The 17,397-nt window shown below is 53.8% G+C and carries 24 protein-coding genes; 13 read left to right on the forward strand and 11 right to left on the reverse strand.

Features of this window, described 5'->3' with window-relative positions; all coding sequences use genetic code 11:
- Positions 1-22: 22 nt before the first annotated feature.
- A complete protein-coding gene (locus ACX8ZY_RS19615; RefSeq protein ID WP_033768761.1) occupies positions 23-400 on the reverse strand; it encodes a RidA family protein in 378 nt (125 codons plus the stop codon).
- Positions 401-860: 460 nt separating this feature from the next.
- Between ACX8ZY_RS19615 and ACX8ZY_RS19620 the strand changes: the two genes are divergently transcribed.
- Positions 861-1,136, forward strand: a complete 276-nt coding sequence (locus tag ACX8ZY_RS19620) for a hypothetical protein (RefSeq protein WP_010246864.1) — start codon at positions 861-863, stop codon at positions 1,134-1,136.
- A 14-nt stretch (positions 1,137-1,150) separates the two neighbouring features.
- Positions 1,151-1,489: a type II toxin-antitoxin system RelE/ParE family toxin gene (locus tag ACX8ZY_RS19625; RefSeq protein WP_010246865.1), complete on the forward strand. Its 339-nt coding sequence runs from the start codon at positions 1,151-1,153 to the stop codon at positions 1,487-1,489.
- Positions 1,490-1,783: 294 nt separating this feature from the next.
- Here ACX8ZY_RS19625 and ACX8ZY_RS19630 read toward each other — a convergent pair whose 3' ends face one another.
- Together ACX8ZY_RS19630 and ACX8ZY_RS19635 are read right to left on the reverse strand one after the other, a co-directional pair.
- On the reverse strand, positions 1,784-2,104 hold the full coding sequence (locus ACX8ZY_RS19630; protein ID WP_192073034.1) for a hypothetical protein: 321 nt from the start codon (positions 2,102-2,104) through the stop codon (positions 1,784-1,786).
- Positions 2,105-2,219: 115 nt separating this feature from the next.
- A complete protein-coding gene (locus ACX8ZY_RS19635) occupies positions 2,220-2,915 on the reverse strand; it encodes a B3/B4 domain-containing protein (RefSeq protein ID WP_421665457.1) in 696 nt (231 codons plus the stop codon).
- A 43-nt stretch (positions 2,916-2,958) separates the two neighbouring features.
- On the opposite strand from ACX8ZY_RS19635, the gene ACX8ZY_RS19640 reads away from it, so the two are divergent.
- Positions 2,959-3,561: a helix-turn-helix transcriptional regulator gene (locus ACX8ZY_RS19640; RefSeq protein ID WP_033768765.1), complete on the forward strand. Its 603-nt coding sequence runs from the start codon at positions 2,959-2,961 to the stop codon at positions 3,559-3,561.
- Between the two features lie 5 nt (positions 3,562-3,566).
- Here ACX8ZY_RS19640 and ACX8ZY_RS19645 read toward each other — a convergent pair whose 3' ends face one another.
- Positions 3,567-4,073 (reverse strand): MarR family winged helix-turn-helix transcriptional regulator, encoded by a 507-nt coding sequence (locus ACX8ZY_RS19645; protein WP_421665458.1) that lies wholly within the window; start codon positions 4,071-4,073, stop codon positions 3,567-3,569.
- A gap of 137 nt (positions 4,074-4,210) precedes the next feature.
- Here ACX8ZY_RS19645 and ACX8ZY_RS19650 point away from each other — a divergent pair, with 137 nt between their 5' ends.
- The 4 genes from ACX8ZY_RS19650 to ACX8ZY_RS19665 all read left to right on the forward strand — a co-directional run bounded on the left by ACX8ZY_RS19650 (position 4,211) and on the right by ACX8ZY_RS19665 (position 7,443).
- A complete protein-coding gene (locus ACX8ZY_RS19650) occupies positions 4,211-5,368 on the forward strand; it encodes an MFS transporter (protein WP_421665524.1) in 1,158 nt (385 codons plus the stop codon).
- 67 nt (positions 5,369-5,435) lie between these two features.
- Positions 5,436-6,128 (forward strand): aspartate/glutamate racemase family protein, encoded by a 693-nt coding sequence (locus ACX8ZY_RS19655; RefSeq protein ID WP_033760791.1) that lies wholly within the window; start codon positions 5,436-5,438, stop codon positions 6,126-6,128.
- Between the two features lie 33 nt (positions 6,129-6,161).
- Positions 6,162-6,491 (forward strand): DHCW motif cupin fold protein, encoded by a 330-nt coding sequence (locus tag ACX8ZY_RS19660; protein WP_010670565.1) that lies wholly within the window; start codon positions 6,162-6,164, stop codon positions 6,489-6,491.
- Between the two features lie 211 nt (positions 6,492-6,702).
- Positions 6,703-7,443 (forward strand): YoaK family protein, encoded by a 741-nt coding sequence (locus ACX8ZY_RS19665; protein WP_010670564.1) that lies wholly within the window; start codon positions 6,703-6,705, stop codon positions 7,441-7,443.
- Positions 7,444-7,489: 46 nt separating this feature from the next.
- Here ACX8ZY_RS19665 and ACX8ZY_RS19670 read toward each other — a convergent pair whose 3' ends face one another.
- Positions 7,490-8,215: an SDR family oxidoreductase gene (locus ACX8ZY_RS19670; RefSeq protein WP_163641150.1), complete on the reverse strand. Its 726-nt coding sequence runs from the start codon at positions 8,213-8,215 to the stop codon at positions 7,490-7,492.
- A 99-nt stretch (positions 8,216-8,314) separates the two neighbouring features.
- On the opposite strand from ACX8ZY_RS19670, the gene ACX8ZY_RS19675 reads away from it, so the two are divergent.
- Positions 8,315-9,199: a LysR family transcriptional regulator gene (locus ACX8ZY_RS19675; protein WP_045139983.1), complete on the forward strand. Its 885-nt coding sequence runs from the start codon at positions 8,315-8,317 to the stop codon at positions 9,197-9,199.
- A gap of 20 nt (positions 9,200-9,219) precedes the next feature.
- On the opposite strand, the gene ACX8ZY_RS19680 is transcribed toward ACX8ZY_RS19675, so the two are convergent.
- Both ACX8ZY_RS19680 and ACX8ZY_RS19685 read right to left on the reverse strand, forming a co-directional pair.
- Positions 9,220-9,615 carry a (R)-mandelonitrile lyase gene (locus ACX8ZY_RS19680; RefSeq protein ID WP_010246880.1) on the reverse strand — a complete coding sequence of 132 codons (396 nt, stop codon included), beginning with the start codon at positions 9,613-9,615 and terminating at the stop codon, positions 9,220-9,222.
- Between the two features lie 116 nt (positions 9,616-9,731).
- Positions 9,732-10,748, reverse strand: a complete 1,017-nt coding sequence (locus ACX8ZY_RS19685; protein WP_459261309.1) for a substrate-binding domain-containing protein — start codon at positions 10,746-10,748, stop codon at positions 9,732-9,734.
- Positions 10,749-11,172: 424 nt separating this feature from the next.
- On the opposite strand from ACX8ZY_RS19685, the gene ACX8ZY_RS19690 reads away from it, so the two are divergent.
- The gene (locus ACX8ZY_RS19690) at positions 11,173-11,367 is read left to right on the forward strand and encodes a hypothetical protein (protein ID WP_010246886.1); all 195 of its coding nucleotides are present in this window, start codon (positions 11,173-11,175) and stop codon (positions 11,365-11,367) included.
- 469 nt (positions 11,368-11,836) lie between these two features.
- Here ACX8ZY_RS19690 and ACX8ZY_RS19695 read toward each other — a convergent pair whose 3' ends face one another.
- From ACX8ZY_RS19695 to ACX8ZY_RS19710, 4 genes are all read right to left on the reverse strand, one after another.
- On the reverse strand, positions 11,837-12,091 hold the full coding sequence (locus ACX8ZY_RS19695) for a biofilm/acid-resistance regulator YmgB/AriR (RefSeq protein WP_010246887.1): 255 nt from the start codon (positions 12,089-12,091) through the stop codon (positions 11,837-11,839).
- A gap of 161 nt (positions 12,092-12,252) precedes the next feature.
- Complete coding sequence (locus ACX8ZY_RS19700; RefSeq protein ID WP_010670560.1) at positions 12,253-12,546, reverse strand: hypothetical protein; 294 nt, start codon at positions 12,544-12,546, stop codon at positions 12,253-12,255.
- Between the two features lie 174 nt (positions 12,547-12,720).
- Positions 12,721-12,966, reverse strand: a complete 246-nt coding sequence (gene ycgZ, locus ACX8ZY_RS19705; protein ID WP_010246891.1) for a regulatory protein YcgZ — start codon at positions 12,964-12,966, stop codon at positions 12,721-12,723.
- Between the two features lie 247 nt (positions 12,967-13,213).
- Complete coding sequence (locus ACX8ZY_RS19710) at positions 13,214-13,507, reverse strand: hypothetical protein (protein ID WP_010670559.1); 294 nt, start codon at positions 13,505-13,507, stop codon at positions 13,214-13,216.
- Between the two features lie 482 nt (positions 13,508-13,989).
- Between ACX8ZY_RS19710 and ACX8ZY_RS19715 the strand changes: the two genes are divergently transcribed.
- From ACX8ZY_RS19715 to ACX8ZY_RS19730, 4 genes are read left to right on the forward strand one after another with little or no spacing between them, the layout of a single operon-like run.
- Positions 13,990-14,880: a metal ABC transporter substrate-binding protein gene (locus ACX8ZY_RS19715; protein WP_425021134.1), complete on the forward strand. Its 891-nt coding sequence runs from the start codon at positions 13,990-13,992 to the stop codon at positions 14,878-14,880.
- Complete coding sequence (locus ACX8ZY_RS19720) at positions 14,877-15,692, forward strand: manganese/iron ABC transporter ATP-binding protein (protein ID WP_425021135.1); 816 nt, start codon at positions 14,877-14,879, stop codon at positions 15,690-15,692. Before ACX8ZY_RS19715 ends, ACX8ZY_RS19720 begins: the two co-directional genes overlap by 4 nt.
- A 2-nt stretch (positions 15,693-15,694) precedes the next feature.
- A complete protein-coding gene (sitC, locus tag ACX8ZY_RS19725; RefSeq protein WP_010246899.1) occupies positions 15,695-16,555 on the forward strand; it encodes an iron/manganese ABC transporter permease subunit SitC in 861 nt (286 codons plus the stop codon).
- Complete coding sequence (locus ACX8ZY_RS19730) at positions 16,555-17,394, forward strand: metal ABC transporter permease (protein ID WP_062758976.1); 840 nt, start codon at positions 16,555-16,557, stop codon at positions 17,392-17,394. Before sitC ends, ACX8ZY_RS19730 begins: the two co-directional genes overlap by 1 nt.
- Positions 17,395-17,397 lie beyond the last annotated feature (3 nt).

Here is a 17,397-nt window from a genome sequence, read left to right on the forward strand (position 1 = left end):
CGGGAATGTCGCTGCTTTCTACTCACAGGGCAAAAATGGCTTCAATCTCTATGCGCAGGTCAGTGGAGAAAAGTCCGCTGACCTGTACCAGTGAGCTGGCGGGCAGATGCTCGCCGTAGTTGCGATAAAGCACTTCCCGCAGCGCGGTGATCTCTGTGAAAGAGGTGATGAATATCGTGACCTTCAGCAGCGCTGCGAGCGACGTATGCTCAGCTGCGGCAACCGCCCTGAGTTGATCAAAAATAGCCTCTGCCTGTTCAGCCATATCTCCCTGCTGAGCCGCCGTACCGAAAGCGGTCAGCCCAGAGACATACAGCGTCACGCCATGTTTCACTGCGTGGACATAAGGCGCTTTTACTTCGCCCAGTTGCGGATAATTTTTGCGTTCTGGCATCGTCATATTTTCCTCTTTTAAGTGATTTCATACCATACAGGCTACTGGCATTAAAGCAGGCTGAGAGTCGATAGCGGGTTGTGTTAACAAATCGGCAATAGGCAGAAGAGGTGATTGCTGGTGGTTAAGGCGATCTTTTGACGATTTCAGTCGATTTCAGTCGATTTCAGACATCAACGCCGGTCCTGTGTTGCGTGCTATATACAATACATTGAATAGCATGACTACCTTCTGATTTTAAACCTATCAGGACGATGCCTTGCCATCCAGATTCAGTAACGTGGATAGGGTGGATAAATATGTACACGATTTCACTCGTAGGTTATATTCATCCTATGACCCTCGGAAAAGAGAGGGGCAGTTCTAATCTTACGGTCTGTGAAATTTTTTAATCAACGATGAAATCTGGATGGCTCTACCGGCAATCCCTTTGATTTTACCCGTCCTGTCTAATCGGAAATCATGTATGAACTCAAATCAAACCATGTCCCAGAAGCTTGCCAGAGACAGTCTCGGAAATGCTGCCGCCTTCGAAGGTGGAGTATACGTAACAAAAAACGGCGTCTCTGAACTCTTCATCCAGACTGCTGCTGAGCGTCAGGCTGAGATTAGAGAGATCGAGCAGGAAAGAAACATAAACGCCCTTTTCAAGCTGGCCTTGCAAGCTAAAAAGGAAGTCGCTGATGGCAAAGGCATGACCCCTGAAGACGTTCTGGGAAGGTTACGTGCCGCAAGAAAATAATAGAGAGGCTTTGAGTGTCAGAACAATATCAGCTGGTAATCGCGCCTCTGGCTGAACAGTGTCTCAAGGACATTGAGTCCTATAAGAGCGGAACAGTTGGGGCGCAGCAAGCGGCTGCATTTGTCGATAATCTACTCATGGATTCAGTCGACAATATCAGTCAGGATCCTGAAAGGTATCGCTACAATGCTTATCTTTCAGAGCGCGGGCTTTTGTTACGCGAACGTCTTGATGTTGAAGGAGAGTATCGTGTTCTGTACGATTTCGTGGACAATACTATCCAGATTCTTCTTTTCGTTAGCATGAAACAGGATTTCGGAAATTTGCTCTACAGATACAACATATTGAAATGATGCTCAGAGCCCGCTAATGCGGGCTTTTTCATAATGAAAGCTTATGGACGTAAGTGCCACTGTCAGCATCCCCGTTTTAGTTTCACTCAATTTTTGAGATTTCCGGATTCTCAGCCATCAGCCCATATTCTTCCGGCATCAGGTTATCAGGGATTCATAAGCCCGCTTACCTGTTAGTCGTAGACAAAAAACACTTTAATTTCAGATGTGTAGGGATAAGCCAGGACGGGCGCGGCCATAATGATGACCAGCGCGAAATCATATGAATAACGATATGAACACGCCCGTCAGAAATCAGCGTTTCAGCAATTGCTGGCAGGCGAGGTTATCCTGCACGGCGCGCTGTTGCTCATCAGGTGTCAGTTGCTGCCAGCGAGCAATCACGCTGCTGCCCAGCCCCGGTTTATAAGTGATTTTTTGCAGCGCATAATCAGAGTTGCCGCCTTCAATGACGTTCTGCATCTGCCGGTCGAGGGGCTGCTTACTATCATGATCAATCGCGCACAACACTGCGACGTAATACGCCTTATCTTCCTCACTGTCGTGTGGGATAAACCACCAGGCGGCCAGGGCGAGGATCAGCAGCAGGGGCAGGATATATTTTGCTTTAGCCATTTTAGTCACCGGTTGAGTGCAGTTAAGTCAGCCGGGTATGGCCAGACGCAGGGCGCGTATCCTGCCACAGTTTCCGCTAACCGTTTACCTTGTTCAGCCGCTGTTGAGGCAATGTTCAGTTTGCTGGCGCTTCAATCAGCGTTGTACTGATTTGCGCACCCGGCATCATCTGCTGTAATCCCGAAACCAGATCGTCGCTGGCCTGTTGCAGCGCGGAAAGCGGCATAGCGGGCAGACTTTCCAGAATGAACCACATCTGCTGCGCGCTGGCATCCAGTCGGGTTCTTACACCCTGACGCCAGTTCCAGCGGCGACAGGTTACGCCCTGATCGTCGCGCCAGATCACTTCGCCTGGTTCTGGCGACTCATAAACCACCTCGCCCTCTTTAACGGTATCGAAACGTTCACTGCCGTCAGCTATCACCAGGCGTGGCTCGCCAGCATAGGCCTCGATATTTTCACCTCCGACCGGCAGCGCATAACGAATGCTGATGGCGTTATAGAGATCGACAACCGGATCGATGGCAGGCAATGCGCCATCCCGCAGCACACGCTTACGCAATGCTTCTGCCGAACAGGGTTTACGTTTCGCTTTGGCACCAAAGGCTTTAAACACCTCAGCCCAGGCGGCGAGATGCGCGTCTGCCCACGCCGCATCATCACTTAACACCTGCTGGCATGCGCTCTTCAGTGCATCGCTGGCAACGTCTGGTCGGGTAATCGGTGTGGCTTCCACCACAATACTCATGGCACGAAAGCCGGGAGCGAGCGAGAAAACAGCGGGATCGATTGACGGGTGAACGGATAACATCGGATACTCTCTCAGTGACTAATTTATTTCATAGTAATGACCGATGACCAAAAAAGTCAATATAACGACCGATGCGGGTGCCGATGTCGCCAGTGTCAATCAGGCTGTTTCGGACAGCATCAAAAGCTGGCGTAAAAGTCAGAAACTCTCGCTGGATGAGTTATCGCGCCGGGCTGGCGTCAGTAAAGGCATGCTGGTGGAGATCGAAAAGGGTGCCGCCAATCCCAGCATTGCCATTCTCTGTAAAGTGGCTGCCGCACTGGGCGTCTCGGTGGCAGATATCGTCAACGTTGCGCATGCGCCTGACGCCTGGCTGATTGAGAACAGCGAAATGCCCCGGCTGTGGCAGGGCGAGCAGGGCGGTTATGCGCAGCTGCTGGCGGGAACCCGTGGGCCGGATATGATCGAGCTCTGGCGCTGGCAGATGTTTGCGGGCGAAGCTTTCCGTTCTGCCGGTCACTCCTCAGGCACACTCGAACTGTTGCATGTCGAGCAGGGCACGCTCGCCTTAACGGTGGGTGAGCAGACCCTGGTGGTGCAGCAGGGCTGTGCAGCCGTAGCCCGAACCGATATGCCGCATGCCTATGCCAGCGCCGATCACCTGCCGGTTATCTTCACCATGACGGTGGCCGAACTGCAGCGCTGACGGCGCTATTCTGCGGCTGTCGCTTCGCCTGGACACGCCAGCAGCAGCGTTTTCAGCAACCTTTCCAGTTCGGCACGATCTGAAGCGCCAAGCGGGGCCAGCACCGCCTCCTGCGTAGCGGTATGGACGCGGAGTGCATGCTCAATCTGCTGCTGCCCGTGCGGCGTCAGCCCGACCAGCATGCTGCGCTTATCCTCTGGCGCGGCAATACGCTCAATCAGATGCTGCTGCTCCAGCCGGTTCAGACGATTTGTCATCGCACCGGAAGTCACCAGCAGCGCCTGGTAGAGCTGGGTGGGCGACAGGCGAAAAGGCGATCCCGCCCGTCGCAATGTCGCCAGCACATCAAATTCCCCCTCCTGAAAACCAAAAGGCTCCAGTGCCTGACTGCGCGCTTTCGCCAGATGTTTCATCAGACGCAGCACCCTGCCGAAGATCCGCATTGAAGAGGCGTCGAGATCGGGCATCGCGTCGTCCCACTGACTGACAACGAAATCAATATGGTCATGCATAAATTACCTTTAAATATTGTGGTTATGTTGTCGGGTTGTGCGCAGCCTCTTAACACCGGGGGGAATTTATCTTAACGTTAAGATAAATGGTGGCAGCCCGGTGCTGTCATCGTCAATCCTCTGTTAAGGCGTCGATGATGAAAAATAAGGTGTTGTTCCCCATTCTGTTTGCCGTGATCGCTTTTCTTATCGGGCTGAACCTGCGCCCTATGCTGGCGATTATCGGCCCGCTGTTCCCGGTGTTGCAACTGCAGGCCGGGCTGACGGCAACGACGTTCAGTCTGCTGACTACGCTGCCGGTGGCGATGATGGGCCTGGCCGCACTCTCTGGCCCGTGGCTGATCGCCCGCATCGGGCCGGTAAAGGGAATCGCCGCCGGTTTGCTCTGTCTGACGGTCGCCTGCCTGTGGCGCGGCGTTACGCTTACTCCCTCTCAGCTGCTGCTCACCGCGCTGGCGGGGGGCGCAGGGATTGGCGTGATACAGGCGCTGATGCCCGCTCTGATCCGGCAACGCTTTGCTGAGGCCGCGGCGACGCTGATGGCGCTGTTCAGCACGGGCATTATGGCGGGCGCGGCACTGACTGCTGCCGGTGCTGACCCGCTGTTTTCATGGCTGGGCCTGCAACCCGCGCTGGCGCTTTCCGGCGGGTTAACGCTGGTCACACTGATGATCTGGCTGACTTTAGTCAGGCGATCGCCGCAGGTGAGCGTGGCCTCTGATGCAGCGACGCTGCCTGTGCGGCGTACCCTGTTGCTGATGCTCTTTTTCGGCATTGGCACGGGTGCTTATACGCTGGTGCTGGCCTGGCTGCCGCCATTCTATATTCAACTGGGCTGGAGTGCTCGCCACAGTGGCTATCTGCTCGCCGCGCTGACGTTAACCGAAGTGGTGGCAGGATTCATTGTCTCGGCGACGTTACATCGCTTTCCCGATCGCCGTCCGCTGCTGCTCGGTGTGCTGGCCCTGTTGCTGCTGGGGCTGCTGAGTCTGGTCTTTTACCCGGGCACGATGCCGATACTCTCTTCACTGTTACTGGGTACGGGCATCGGTGCGCTCTTTCCGCTGTCGCTGATCGTCACGCTGGATCATGCGCGCAGTGCCAGAGAGGCGGGCATTCTGCTGTCACGCGTGCAGGGAGGCGGATATCTGATTGCGGCTCTGATGCCGCTGCTGGCAGGCTGGGTGCGTGATAGCGGCACGTCAATGACCCAGGCCTGGCTGATCATGAGCGCTGGCGTGGTGCTGTTGATGGTGATTGCCCGACGCTTCAGACCTCAGAACAGTATCAACTGAACAAAGCCGTTGCCGATCAATGTCGATCTGGCATGCTGGAATAAAACCCCTGAACCCGGAGTGCATTGTGAAAGTGATTGGTCTGTTAGGCGGTATGTCGTGGGAGTCTACCGCGCTCTATTACCGCATTCTCAATCAGCAGGTTAAGCAGCGGCTGGGCGGCCTGCACTCGGCGGAGCTGGTGCTCTATAGCGTGGATTTTCAGCGCATTGAGCAACTACAGGCCGCGGGCGAGTGGCAGCAGGCGGGAGAGATACTGGCTGAAGCGGCACGCAATCTGGAACGGGCTGGCGCGCAGTTCATCGTACTCTGTACTAACACCATGCATAAAGTGGCAGCACAAATCAGCGCCGCAACGGGCATCCCGCTGCTGCATATTGCCGACGCCACCGGACGGCGCATTCAGCAGGCAGGGGTGCGTAAGGTCGGATTACTGGCGACGCGATTCACCATGGAACAGGATTTCTATCGCGGGCGACTTCAGCAGCAGTTTGGTCTAGAGGTGATCACGCCGGATAGAGAGGATCGGATTTTTGTGCATGAGGTGATTTACCACGAGCTTTGTCTGGGCGAGATCAATCCCGCGTCGCGTCGCCGTTATGGTGAGATCATGCAGCAGCTGGTCGCGCAGGGGGCGGAGGCCATTATTCTGGGTTGCACCGAAATCACACTGCTGGTGGATGCCACGGATGCCAGCGTGCCACTGTTTGATACCACGCTTATCCACGCGGAAGAGGCTGTTACCCAGGCGCTGGCCTGACGTTTATCCTGCACTTAGCCTTGAGGGAATCGCATGAAAATTGAAAATCTGCCGTTTGGCCTGACCCAGTGGGATCAGATTGAAGAGACGATTCATCCCGGCGACCAGGGGCAGGCGACCTGGCGAACTGTGAAGTTTAACGATATCCGGGTGCGGATGGTCGACTATTCACCAGGCTATGTCGCCGATCACTGGTGCACAAAGGGCCATATTTTGCTGTGCATGGCGGGTGAGTTGCACACTGAACTGGCAGATGGTCGCCGTTTCGTGCTGACACCGGGCGTCAGCTATCAGGTGGCGGACGATGCTGAACCACATCGCTCCTTTACGTCCACAGGCGCGCAACTCTTCATCGTTGACTGAGTTCACCATCAGCCTCTCTGGTGATCACCTGCTGGTGAATCCTCGCGTCGTTGACACTTTTAAAAGTAAACTGAATCAGCTTTATAAAAATCAGCAAAATTAATGGCTTATTTCATCAGAGTTATCTGGTTCTGACAGGAATAATTTCCATCAGGTTGTATGCTAGAAGCCTTATAAGAACGTTTTGCATTCACCTGAGGTGGGGAAGCCTGTGCTGATAAAAAAGAAGAAAGTTCGTTCGCATACCGAAGATCGACTGCTGGCGCTGGTGCTTGCCACTACCGCCGGCATCCTTAATGCCATGGCGCTGGGCGCGTTTGGATTTTTTCCATCGCATATGACGGGTAACACCTCGCAAATCTCCCAGGAAGTGACCACCAGCGACCTCCATACCATGCTGTTTTTGATGGCACTGATTATTGCCTTTGTGCTGGGCTGTACCGTTGCCCGGCTGGCGGTGGTAGTGGGGATCAAACATAAGTTACGCACCATATTCTGTCTGATCATTCTGGCGGAAGGGGCGGCACTGACGGCGGCATCAATCTTTGAGATCGTGTTCTACCGGCCAAGCTTTAACGGGGAAGTGCTGTTAATGCTGGGCTTTTTAATGGGGATTCATAATGCGACCTCAACGCAGCTCTCCAATGGCCGCGTCAGATCGACCCACATTACTGGCACGCTGACCGATGCGGGTATTGCGCTGGGGTCGTGGATCTTTGCCCATACGTCCCACGCCGTGCATCTTGAAACCGACGATCGTCGCTTTTTCCAGAAGGTTCTGCACACCCATCTGACTACCGTGTTTTCATTCCTGAGCGGCTGTATTGCCGGTCTGCTGCTGTTCAAAGTCTATGGCTTTAACGCCATGGTTGGACTGGGGATATTTCTGATGCTAGTGGCACTGACGGCCATCGCTATCACCGTGCAGCGTACCCGCAGAAGCCTCTACTGAGAGTAAAACCTCCCGCCCGATGCACACAGCGCATCGGGCGGGTTGCTTACTGCTGCGTTCGGGTTGGCCGCACCACGATTTCGTTCACATCTACCTCTTCAGGCTGTTCAATGGCATAGCACACGGCGCGACCAATGGCGTCCGGCTGCAACGCGATAGCGCGATAGTGCTGCATCGCCTCGACGGCTGCCGGATCGGTAATGGTTGATGCCAGCTCGCTCTCCACCACACCGGGATGGACACAGGTCACCCGTAGCTGACTATTCTCCTGCCGTAATCCGTCGGAAATCGCCCGCACCGCAAACTTAGTGGCGCAGTAGACGGCTGCGGTGGGCGACACGGCCAGCGCCCCTATCGACGCGACGTTGATGATGTGGCCGCGCTGGTGGGCCAGCATGGTCGGCAACACTGACGCAATGCCATACAGCACCCCTTTGATGTTTACGTCGATCATCTGTTCCCACTCTTCCACCCGCAGCGACGCCATCGGTGACAAGGGCATAATACCGGCGTTATTGATCATTACATCCACCCGGCCCCATCTCTCCAGCGCATACTCAACGAACTGCGTCATCTCTTCGCGGCGCGTTACATCAAGCGCTTTGATCGCCACCTCTGCACCATTGAACTGCAGCTCTTCAGCCAGCGCGGCCAGGCGGCTTTCCCGCCGCGCACCCAGCAGCAGAATGACATCTGTTTTCGCCAGTTCACGTGCAATGCCTGCACCGATGCCGCTTGAGGCGCCGGTAATTAAAATCACTTTCTGAGTCATTTTGTTTCTCCAGTCAGGTTGTCACTGGCGATCATACGGCGACTGGATTATAAAGATAATCCACCGAACGCTTTACGCACTGGTAACTCAATCTGACCAATGAATGCCGATAAAAATGCTCTCGAAGTTTTTGTGATTGTGGCGCAGACGCGAAATTTCCGGCTGGCCGCAGAACAATTGGGTGTTACGCGTCCGGCGATCAGCCAGAGTCTGCGGCGTCTGGAAGACCGGCTTAACATCACGCTGATGCAGCGCACCACACGATCGGTTCAGCTGACAGAAGCCGGACAGCGGCTCTATGCCGAAGTGGCGCCGGCGATCAACCAGCTCAATCGCGCCGTGACCGATATTGCCGAACTGGCTGCTGAACCTCGGGGCCAGCTGCGGCTGGCGATCTCCTCGATTGCAGAGCGGATGCTGGGGGGAGAACTGCTGGCGAGCTTTATTACCGCTTACCCGCAGGTTGAGCTGGAAATCACCGTCACCGATGAGGAGTTTGATATTGTCGGGCAGGGCTATGACGCGGGCGTGCGGCTGGGGGAGGTGATTGCTCAGGATATGATTGCGGTGCCGGTATCCACCGCGCAGCGTCAGGTGGCGGTGGCGTCACCCGCCTATCTGGCTCGCGCAGGCACGCCGCAACATCCTCAGGATCTGGTCAATCATCGCTGCATCGGCTGGCGAAAAGGGCCTGGTCTGGCCCCTTATCGCTGGGAGTTCGCAGAGCAGGGACGCGAGTTTGATGTTGCCGTCAATCCGCAACTCACCACCAACGACATGGGGGTGATGATCCGCACCGCCTGCGCCGGGGGCGGCATCAGCTTTGGCATGGAAGAAACCTTCCAGCCTTACATCGCACGTGGCGAACTGGTGACCCTGCTCGACGCATGGTTGCCTGCCTTTGCCGGCTTCTATCTCTATTTTCCCAGCCGTAAAAACCTGGCCCCTAAGCTGAGGGCGCTGATCGATCACGTCAGACTTTAGCGACAGAGTGCACGTCTGATTTAGCGCTGATATTGCTGATCGCTGACCTGCTCCAGCCAGTCTACCGGCGAGCCGTTCAGTGACTCAGCGATAGCAATATGCGTCATGGCGTTATCCGGCGTTGCACCGTGCCAGTGCTTCACGTTTTCCGGGATCCAGACGATATCACCGGTGTTCATCACCTGAATGGCTTCACCCTCACACTGAATCCAGCCCTGGCCATGCGTGACGATCAGGGTTTGCCCGAGTGGATGGGTATGCCATGCGGTGCGGGCACCCGGTTCAAAAGTCACCGTTGCGCCACCCACGCGGGCGGGTTCGGTTGCCTGGAATGGTGCATCAATCCGAACCGTACCGGTAAAATATTCAGCAGGTCCTTTACGCGAAGGCAGCGATCCGTTGGCGATAATTTTCATTACTCACTCCTGTTGTTAACGTGTCATGCACAGTGTAACCGGCAAGCCGGAGCGTGATTAGCCCGCTCAGTCGGCAAACGGTTATGAGCCGGGCTCATTAATTGCCTGACAGTTTTTCAGGCTGTCATGTTGTAACGGGTGATGATGTTGATTTTAGAGTAGGGCGCGGGCGGTTCTGAGGCGGGCAAAAATCCATGAAACGCCAGCAGCGTTCTGAAGGCGTGCAGCGCATCAAGCTGTAAATTATGCCCGATTAATGCATCAATTTTACCAGCCTGCAGCAGTGCACGATTCTCACGATCGAGATCGTGACCAATAAAAGCGTTAACCGTCCGCTTTTGTTCGGCAAAAGCGCGCAGTATGCCGGGATTACCGCCACCGACTGTGTAGACCGCATCTGCATCCGGATGTCTCTGCAAAAACTGTGTCACAGACTGCTGCATCCGGGCGTCAATGCCATAACCGCCTGCCACCACGCTCACCTGATGCTGGGGCGCAAACACCTGCATTGCTCGCTGAAACCCCTGAATTCTCTCGTGTTCGCCAATGAAATCGTGACTGCCGGTCACAGCCACAATATGCGAACGACTCACCCGCAGCCATTTTGACATCAGAAAAGCCGCCACTTTACCGGCATCAAAATTATCCATGCCGATATAGCGCAGGCGCGCGCTGCCGGGCAGGTCACTCATCATGGTGACCACCGGAACGCGTTGTTTCAGCAGTGATTCAAGGGTGGGATGAAGTTCACCAGAACAGGCTGCCTTAAGAATGACGCCGTGACTATGCAACGCTTTTTTATTCAGCAGCGCGTTAATCGCCTCCGCAGTCAAATTCGCGCCGAAGTGGAAACGAAGCTGAAGTTTAAAGGCAGTAAAACTGGCAATCTGACTGCTGAACGCCTCACGTATCAGTGGCTGAAAGCGGTCAGGTGTATGCATGATGACGTCGAAATAGATCGTTCTTCCCCTGGCGAGTCCCGCTTTTTGCATCAGTTCCAGGTCCGCTATCGCCTGCTGGATTCGGTGCTGGGTCGTGGCATGCACGTTGCCGCGCTGATGCAGGGCCCGGTCGATGGTCGCCAGACTGAGTCCCGACTGGGCAGCAATCTGTTTCAGGGTAAATTTAGCCATGTGCTGCTCGTGACACCAGAGGATGACGATAGTTTTATCATACTGCTGGCCATTGTCAGATGATCATTTGTGAAAGGCTGGTCAGCACATATCAGGCCGGGAAAGCTGCCCCGCAGGTTATCGCAACAAACAGTGAGTCGTAAAAGTGTTTATAACACATTCAGCCAAAAGTCTGTTTCCGCGATATATAACTATCCAACTCTCAATATACATGGGCATAAATAGATTACAGCGGTTGCTACCACGTTTTGGCTATTTATAGCTTCAGGGCTGCATGGGGTGAAAATAAAGCAAGATAATATTCTGAAGTTGTATAGTTAATAACCTTTTTGCCGCTTCGCTTATATTTCCCACCCTACGGCTTTTTTGTTTTTTGGCTCCCGCTAATGATAGACTGTATATGCATACACCATCGGGAGGTCGTGTGAAGTACGACAACGATAATGAAATCCGTGCGCTGGTTGGTGCGGTAGTCAGTGATTTGATCAAGGCGGGAGAGCCGGTTCATTTCCACGACATTACGGACGCGCTGTTTCGCCTGAGCGAAGAGACGCGTGACAGCAGGCTGAAAGCATTGTGTCAGGAAGCGATAAGCTTTTTCACTCGTAAGATGCATTAAGGTTGCCAGGCCTGATGCCGGGCGTTGTCCCGGCCTGTGTCATGATAGCGTCCCTGCTACCTTTGACATCGGCGATCATAAGAGGCTTTGCATATTGCTCGCAGCCATTAAAACGGATTTTTTGTGAGTCGTTTGTTTTTTATTCAGCGAGACGGTTGATGACCTCATTAAAAATGTCAGTCAGATCTTTCTGTTGATTATTCATTAGGGGTGGCGAATTTCTGATAAAGAAGTTCGCCTTTTCATTGGCAGGTCTTATTAAGCCTGAATGATCATCATCTGGCATGATTGCAAAAAAGCGTTATCGTCGGGATCAAATCCCTGCTACATCATTAACCTGCAAAAGAATTTTTATATCGGATAATTTCTGTGTGGCATATCGGGTATACAGCGAAAGTGAGGGAAGGAAACAAAAGCGGGCGAGGGGGAAGAGTATCCTGCGTTACCAGAGGTAACGCAGAATGGCGTATCAGATGCCGGTATCGTCTGGCGTGCGGCCAACCACGATTTCCAGCGTTTTGCGTAACACATCCAGCCTGACAACATCTGAAGTGCATTCCAGTTCAGCGATCAAATAGAGGATGATCGCTTTATTGGTTACACGTCCCTGATCAGCAACAATGTCACGAATCACTGCGCCCAGCAGTTCAGTTTCCGGAGCAAGCTGATCGCCTGCGCTACGGAAGTAGTCAATGATTGAAGAATCTGATGATGAATGCTGCATGATTATTCTTTCTCTGAGGAAAATGGGTCAGATGCAATGGTTGAAGTCAAAAACGAGTGTAGGCGCAGTTTTCGTTTTGCCCAGCCCGCCTTAAAAATTCTGTTCAGGTCTGCCGCTTCGCTTAAAATTAGCCGCATGTATCAGGTACGCAGTACGCTCAATCAGTGCTTTTTCGAACCTTCAGGCGGGCCATCACTGTTCATACGATGAGCCGTGTTATCACGTTCGGCACCGTCGCCCTGCACGCGTTTGCGCGCGGCAACCATACCATTACGGACTTCAGTGATGGCTTTGCGAATCACTGACACTTTCACGGCGTCGTCAGCATCAGCAGCCATCAGTTCGAGCTGTGCGATTAAGGCGTTGCTGGATACCGGTTTGTCTGACTTGAGTAATGTCAGAACGGCTTCGCCGATCATAACATCTGTCAGTTTCTCATCTTCACTTCTGTACATACTGGCTTCTCTGATTGCGAATCAATGGCCATGCTGCGGGTCCGTATGCGTCAGCGGGTGCGACTTAGTGCACCCGATACGGGAAGCAGAACTGGGCTTTATTGCTAGGATAGATCTTCCTGGGTGATGGCTGAAACAGGCGTCCTGATTAACATGCACGACCGTGAGAGGGCATTAATCTTCGCGACGAAACAGCATCGCAATGAGTTCATGCAGATGACTCTCTTCTTCTGGCGTGGCAGCCAGTTCAAGGCGACTCAGCAGTTTACTGCAAATCGTTTTCCGACTAAGGCTATGACCTGCGCGCAGAATTTCCACCACAACCGAACCCAGCGTCTCCTGTTGCGACGGTGAGCTGGCCTGATTAAAGTAACGGGCAATATCGCTGATCGTTTCCGGAGCTTGTCCGTTCTGACGCATGTTGTTGTCCTCAGGTGATTTAAATGTATGCACTCTGGATGCGCAAGTTATACATCTTTGCAAAACTTGTACAGAATTTTGGATTTTTGGGATTAATTTTTTTGTGCAAAAAGTGCTAAGGCTTTTAAAACAGGGTGTTACGAGGAGTTTGTAGCGAGGTAAAAATTGTACCAGATTCTTGTATCATTCACACCCCACCGACGCTCCGACCTGAATATTAAGGCCGGAGAGGAACGGCACACCTGGGTTAGTGTTTAAAGAAGATGTCATCGGCAGAGACAGGAGCAGCGGGCTCTTTGCCAGTGGTTTTGGCAAGCCAGTTCGCCGGGGCGGTGCTGCGGGAACCGATGGTTTTGAACCCCATCAGCCATTGAAGCGCATGCTGCATCTGCTCAAGGCGAGTCTCATTAACTTCAGAGTCAGCCATGACCCTTAGTTCATTAATCAGCAGTTCAACATTCACTTCCTGACCGGCATTAAACAGGTTCATTGCGGCTTCGCCAATGATGACATTCGCTTTTTCGTCGCTGGAAAAATACAAATTATCCTCCTGGGTGATTGCGGTAAGTAACATTAACTGTAGCAAAAAAATTTACGAAGCTTAATCAATTCAGCCTATCAATAAGATTATTTTAATTGTCGGTCTGCTATGCGTGTCATGTGAGTGCCGCCAGGTGTCAGAGCGCTTTTCGGTCAATTGCACAGCCAGGATGGCCTTTTTGTAATCCTGTTATCGCTTTTGCGGTTTACTCAACCACAGATGAGAAAGGCGTAAAACCCGGTTATAGCTATACATCACGCTTTCCATAAACTTTCCATCAATGAAATTAACTTTTTACATATCAATAAGTAAAACACCTAGCTTACAAAACTTCACATTCGGGCCCGGACGCTGAAGAAACTTCACAACCCTTCGCTGTTACAAAGGTATAGCCTGTGCTATAAAAAATAGCCTATGCTAATTGTGTTCTGTTTTTAATCACCTCTGGAGATCGCCCTATGGTCCCGAAAAGAAAAATAACCATGATGCTACTGAGTGCGCTACTGACAACCCTGATGGCGACCAGCAGCTATGCAGCAGAAAAATTTAAGGTAGTGACGACGTTTACGGTCATCGCTGACATGGTAAAAAACGTGGCGGGCGATGCGGCCGAAGTCACTTCCATTACCAAACCGGGTGCTGAAATACACGAATATCAGCCGACGCCCGGCGATATCAAACGTGCGCAGGGTGCGCAGTTAATCATGGCGAACGGGCTTAATCTCGAACGCTGGTTTGAGCGTTTTTATCAGCATCTGGATGGGGTGCCGGAAGTGATTGTCTCTGCCGGGGTAAAACCGATCGGTATTGGCGAGGGGCCTTATAACGGTAAACCGAATCCGCACGCCTGGATGTCTCCGGACAATGCGCTGATCTATGTCGATAATATCCGTGATGCGCTGGTGAAATATGACCCGGCGCATGCGGAAACCTATCGTCAGAACGCAGCTGCCTATAAACAAAAAATCACCGCAGCGCTGGATCCGCTTCGCCAGCAGATTGCCGACATCCCGGAGGATAAACGCTGGATGGTGACCAGCGAAGGCGCATTCTCCTATCTGGCTCGCGACCTGGGCATGAAAGAACTCTACCTGTGGCCTGTAAATGCTGATCAACAAGGCACGCCGCAACAGGTGAGAAAAGTGATCGACCAGGTGAAGAAAAATGCGATTCCGGCGGTGTTCAGTGAAAGCACCGTGTCGGATAAGCCAGCCCGCCAGGTCGCGCGGGAAACGGGTGCGCATTACGGTGGGGTGCTTTACGTCGACTCATTAAGCAACGCTCAGGGACCGGTGCCGACCTATCTGGATCTGCTCAGAGTCACCACGGAGAGGCTGGCACAGGGCATTAAAGCGGGAGAGAAAGCGCAATGACAGACACCATCGTTGTTTCGGATGTCACCGTGACCTATCGCAACGGTCACACCGCGTTGCATGATGCCAGCTTCAGCGTGCCGGGCGGATCGATTGCGGCGCTGGTGGGCGTCAATGGCTCAGGCAAGTCAACCCTGTTCAAAGCGCTGATGGGCTTTGTCCGGCTCGCCAGCGGCAGCATCTCAGTGCTCGGCATGCCAACCCGTGAAGCACTGCGTCAGACTCTGGTCGCGTATGTGCCGCAGTCGGAAGAGGTGGACTGGTCTTTTCCGGTGCTGGTGGAAGATGTGGTAATGATGGGTCGCTACGGTCATATGGGCCTGCTGCGTCGACCGAAACCGCACGACCAGCAAATTGTCAGTGATGCGCTGGCGCGGGTCGATATGCTGGATTACCGGCATCGTCAAATCGGTGAACTCTCCGGCGGACAGAAGAAAAGGGTATTTCTGGCGCGCGCCATTGCCCAGCAGGGCAGCGTTATCCTGCTGGATGAGCCGTTTACCGGCGTGGACGTTCAGACTGAGGCCAGAATCATCAGTCTGCTGGGTGAGCTGCGCGATGAAGGCAAGACCATGCTGGTCTCAACGCATAATCTGGGATCGGTCACGGAGTTCTGCGATTACACCGTGATGGTTAAAGGCACCATTCTGGCCAGCGGCCCGACCCGCACCACCTTTACTGCCGCCAACCTTGAGCGTGCATTCAGTGGGGTGCTGCGTCATGTGATGGTGAAAGGGCTGGACGATCAGATTATCACCGACGATGAGCGGCCTTTTATTGCGCCACGTACGGCACCTGAAGACGGGAACTGACCATGGAACTGTTACTGGAGCCTTTTGGTTATCACTACATGCTCAACGCGATGTGGGTCTCCGCCATGGTCGGCGGCCTGTGTGCGTTTCTCTCCTGCTACCTGATGCTCAAAGGCTGGTCGCTGATTGGCGATGCGCTGTCGCACTCCATCGTGCCGGGCGTAGCGGGTGCTTACATGCTGGGACTGCCCTTTGCGCTGGGCGCGTTTCTCTCAGGTGGGCTGGCGGCGGGCAGTATGCTGTTACTCAATCAGCGCACCCGCTTAAAAGAAGATGCAATCATCGGCCTGATCTTCTCCTCCTTCTTTGGTCTGGGTCTGTTTATGGTGTCGCTCAATCCGACCGCGGTAAACATTCAGACCATTGTGCTCGGCAATATTCTGGCGATTGCGCCCGCAGATATACTTCAGCTGGCGCTGATTGGCGGGCTGTCGATCATCATTCTGCTGTTTAAGTGGAAGGATCTGATGGTCACCTTCTTTGATGAGAATCACGCGCGCGCCATCGGACTGCGTCCTGAACGACTGAAAGTCCTCTTCTTTACCCTGCTGGCAGTCTCAACCGTGGCGGCGCTGCAAACCGTCGGTGCATTTCTGGTGATCTGTCTGGTGGTGACGCCAGGCGCGACGGCCTGGATGCTCACTGACCGCTTCCCGCGTCTGCTGATGATTGCCGTAGCGATTGGCAGTATCACCAGTTTTCTCGGTGCCTGGGCGAGTTACTACCTGGATGGCGCAACGGGCGGCATCATCGTGGTGGCGCAGACGTTGCTGTTCCTGCTGGCGTTTGTTTTTGCGCCCAAACATGGCTTGCTTGCTAACCGGCGTCGCGGCCGCCATCGTCCCGAAAAGGAGCCTGGCTGATGTGGATCTTTGAACCTTTCCAGTTCGCTTTTATGAACAGCGCGTTGCTGATTGCGCTGGTGGTGGCGGTCCCCTGTGCGCTGCTGTCGGTCTTTCTGGTACTGAAAGGCTGGGCGCTGATGGGCGATGCCATGAGCCATGCGGTATTCCCTGGCATCGTCCTCGCCTGGATGGCCGGGCTGCCGCTGGCGGTGGGCGCGTTTGTCGCCGGTCTGTTCTGTGCCGTTGCCAGTGGATTTCTGCAGGACAACAGTCGCATCAAGCAGGATACGGTGCTGGGAATCGTCTTTTCCGGCATGTTCGCGGTGGGATTGATCCTCTATATCGCCGTGAAACCGGAGGTGCATCTTGATCACATTCTGTTTGGTGACATGCTGGGCATTACGGGCGCTGACATAATTCAGACCTCGCTTATCGCAGCGGTGATCGTTGGGGTCATTGCGGTGAAATGGCGTGATTTTATGCTGTTCAGTTTTGATCCGCAGCAGGCGCAGGTCTCTGGCTTACCCGCACGCTGGCTGCATTATGGGCTGCTCTGCATGGTCTCGCTGACCATTGTGGCGACGCTGAAAGCAGTAGGAATTATCCTGTCGATTTCCCTGCTGATTGCACCCGGTGCTATCGCAATTCTGCTTACCCGCCGCTTTTCACATGCGCTGCTGGTGGCGGTCGTGGTGTCGGTGCTGGTGTCGCTGAGTGGGGTCTATCTCTCGTTCTTTATCGACAGCGCGCCAGCACCCACGATCGTGGTGCTGTTTGCACTGGTGTTTATCGTGGCGATGGTGATTTCAGGCCGCAAAACGCGACAGCTTGAACGTCAGCGGCTTAATGCCAGCTGACTG

The organism is Pantoea sp. XAF26B01_ASV70, from assembly GCF_054512635.1.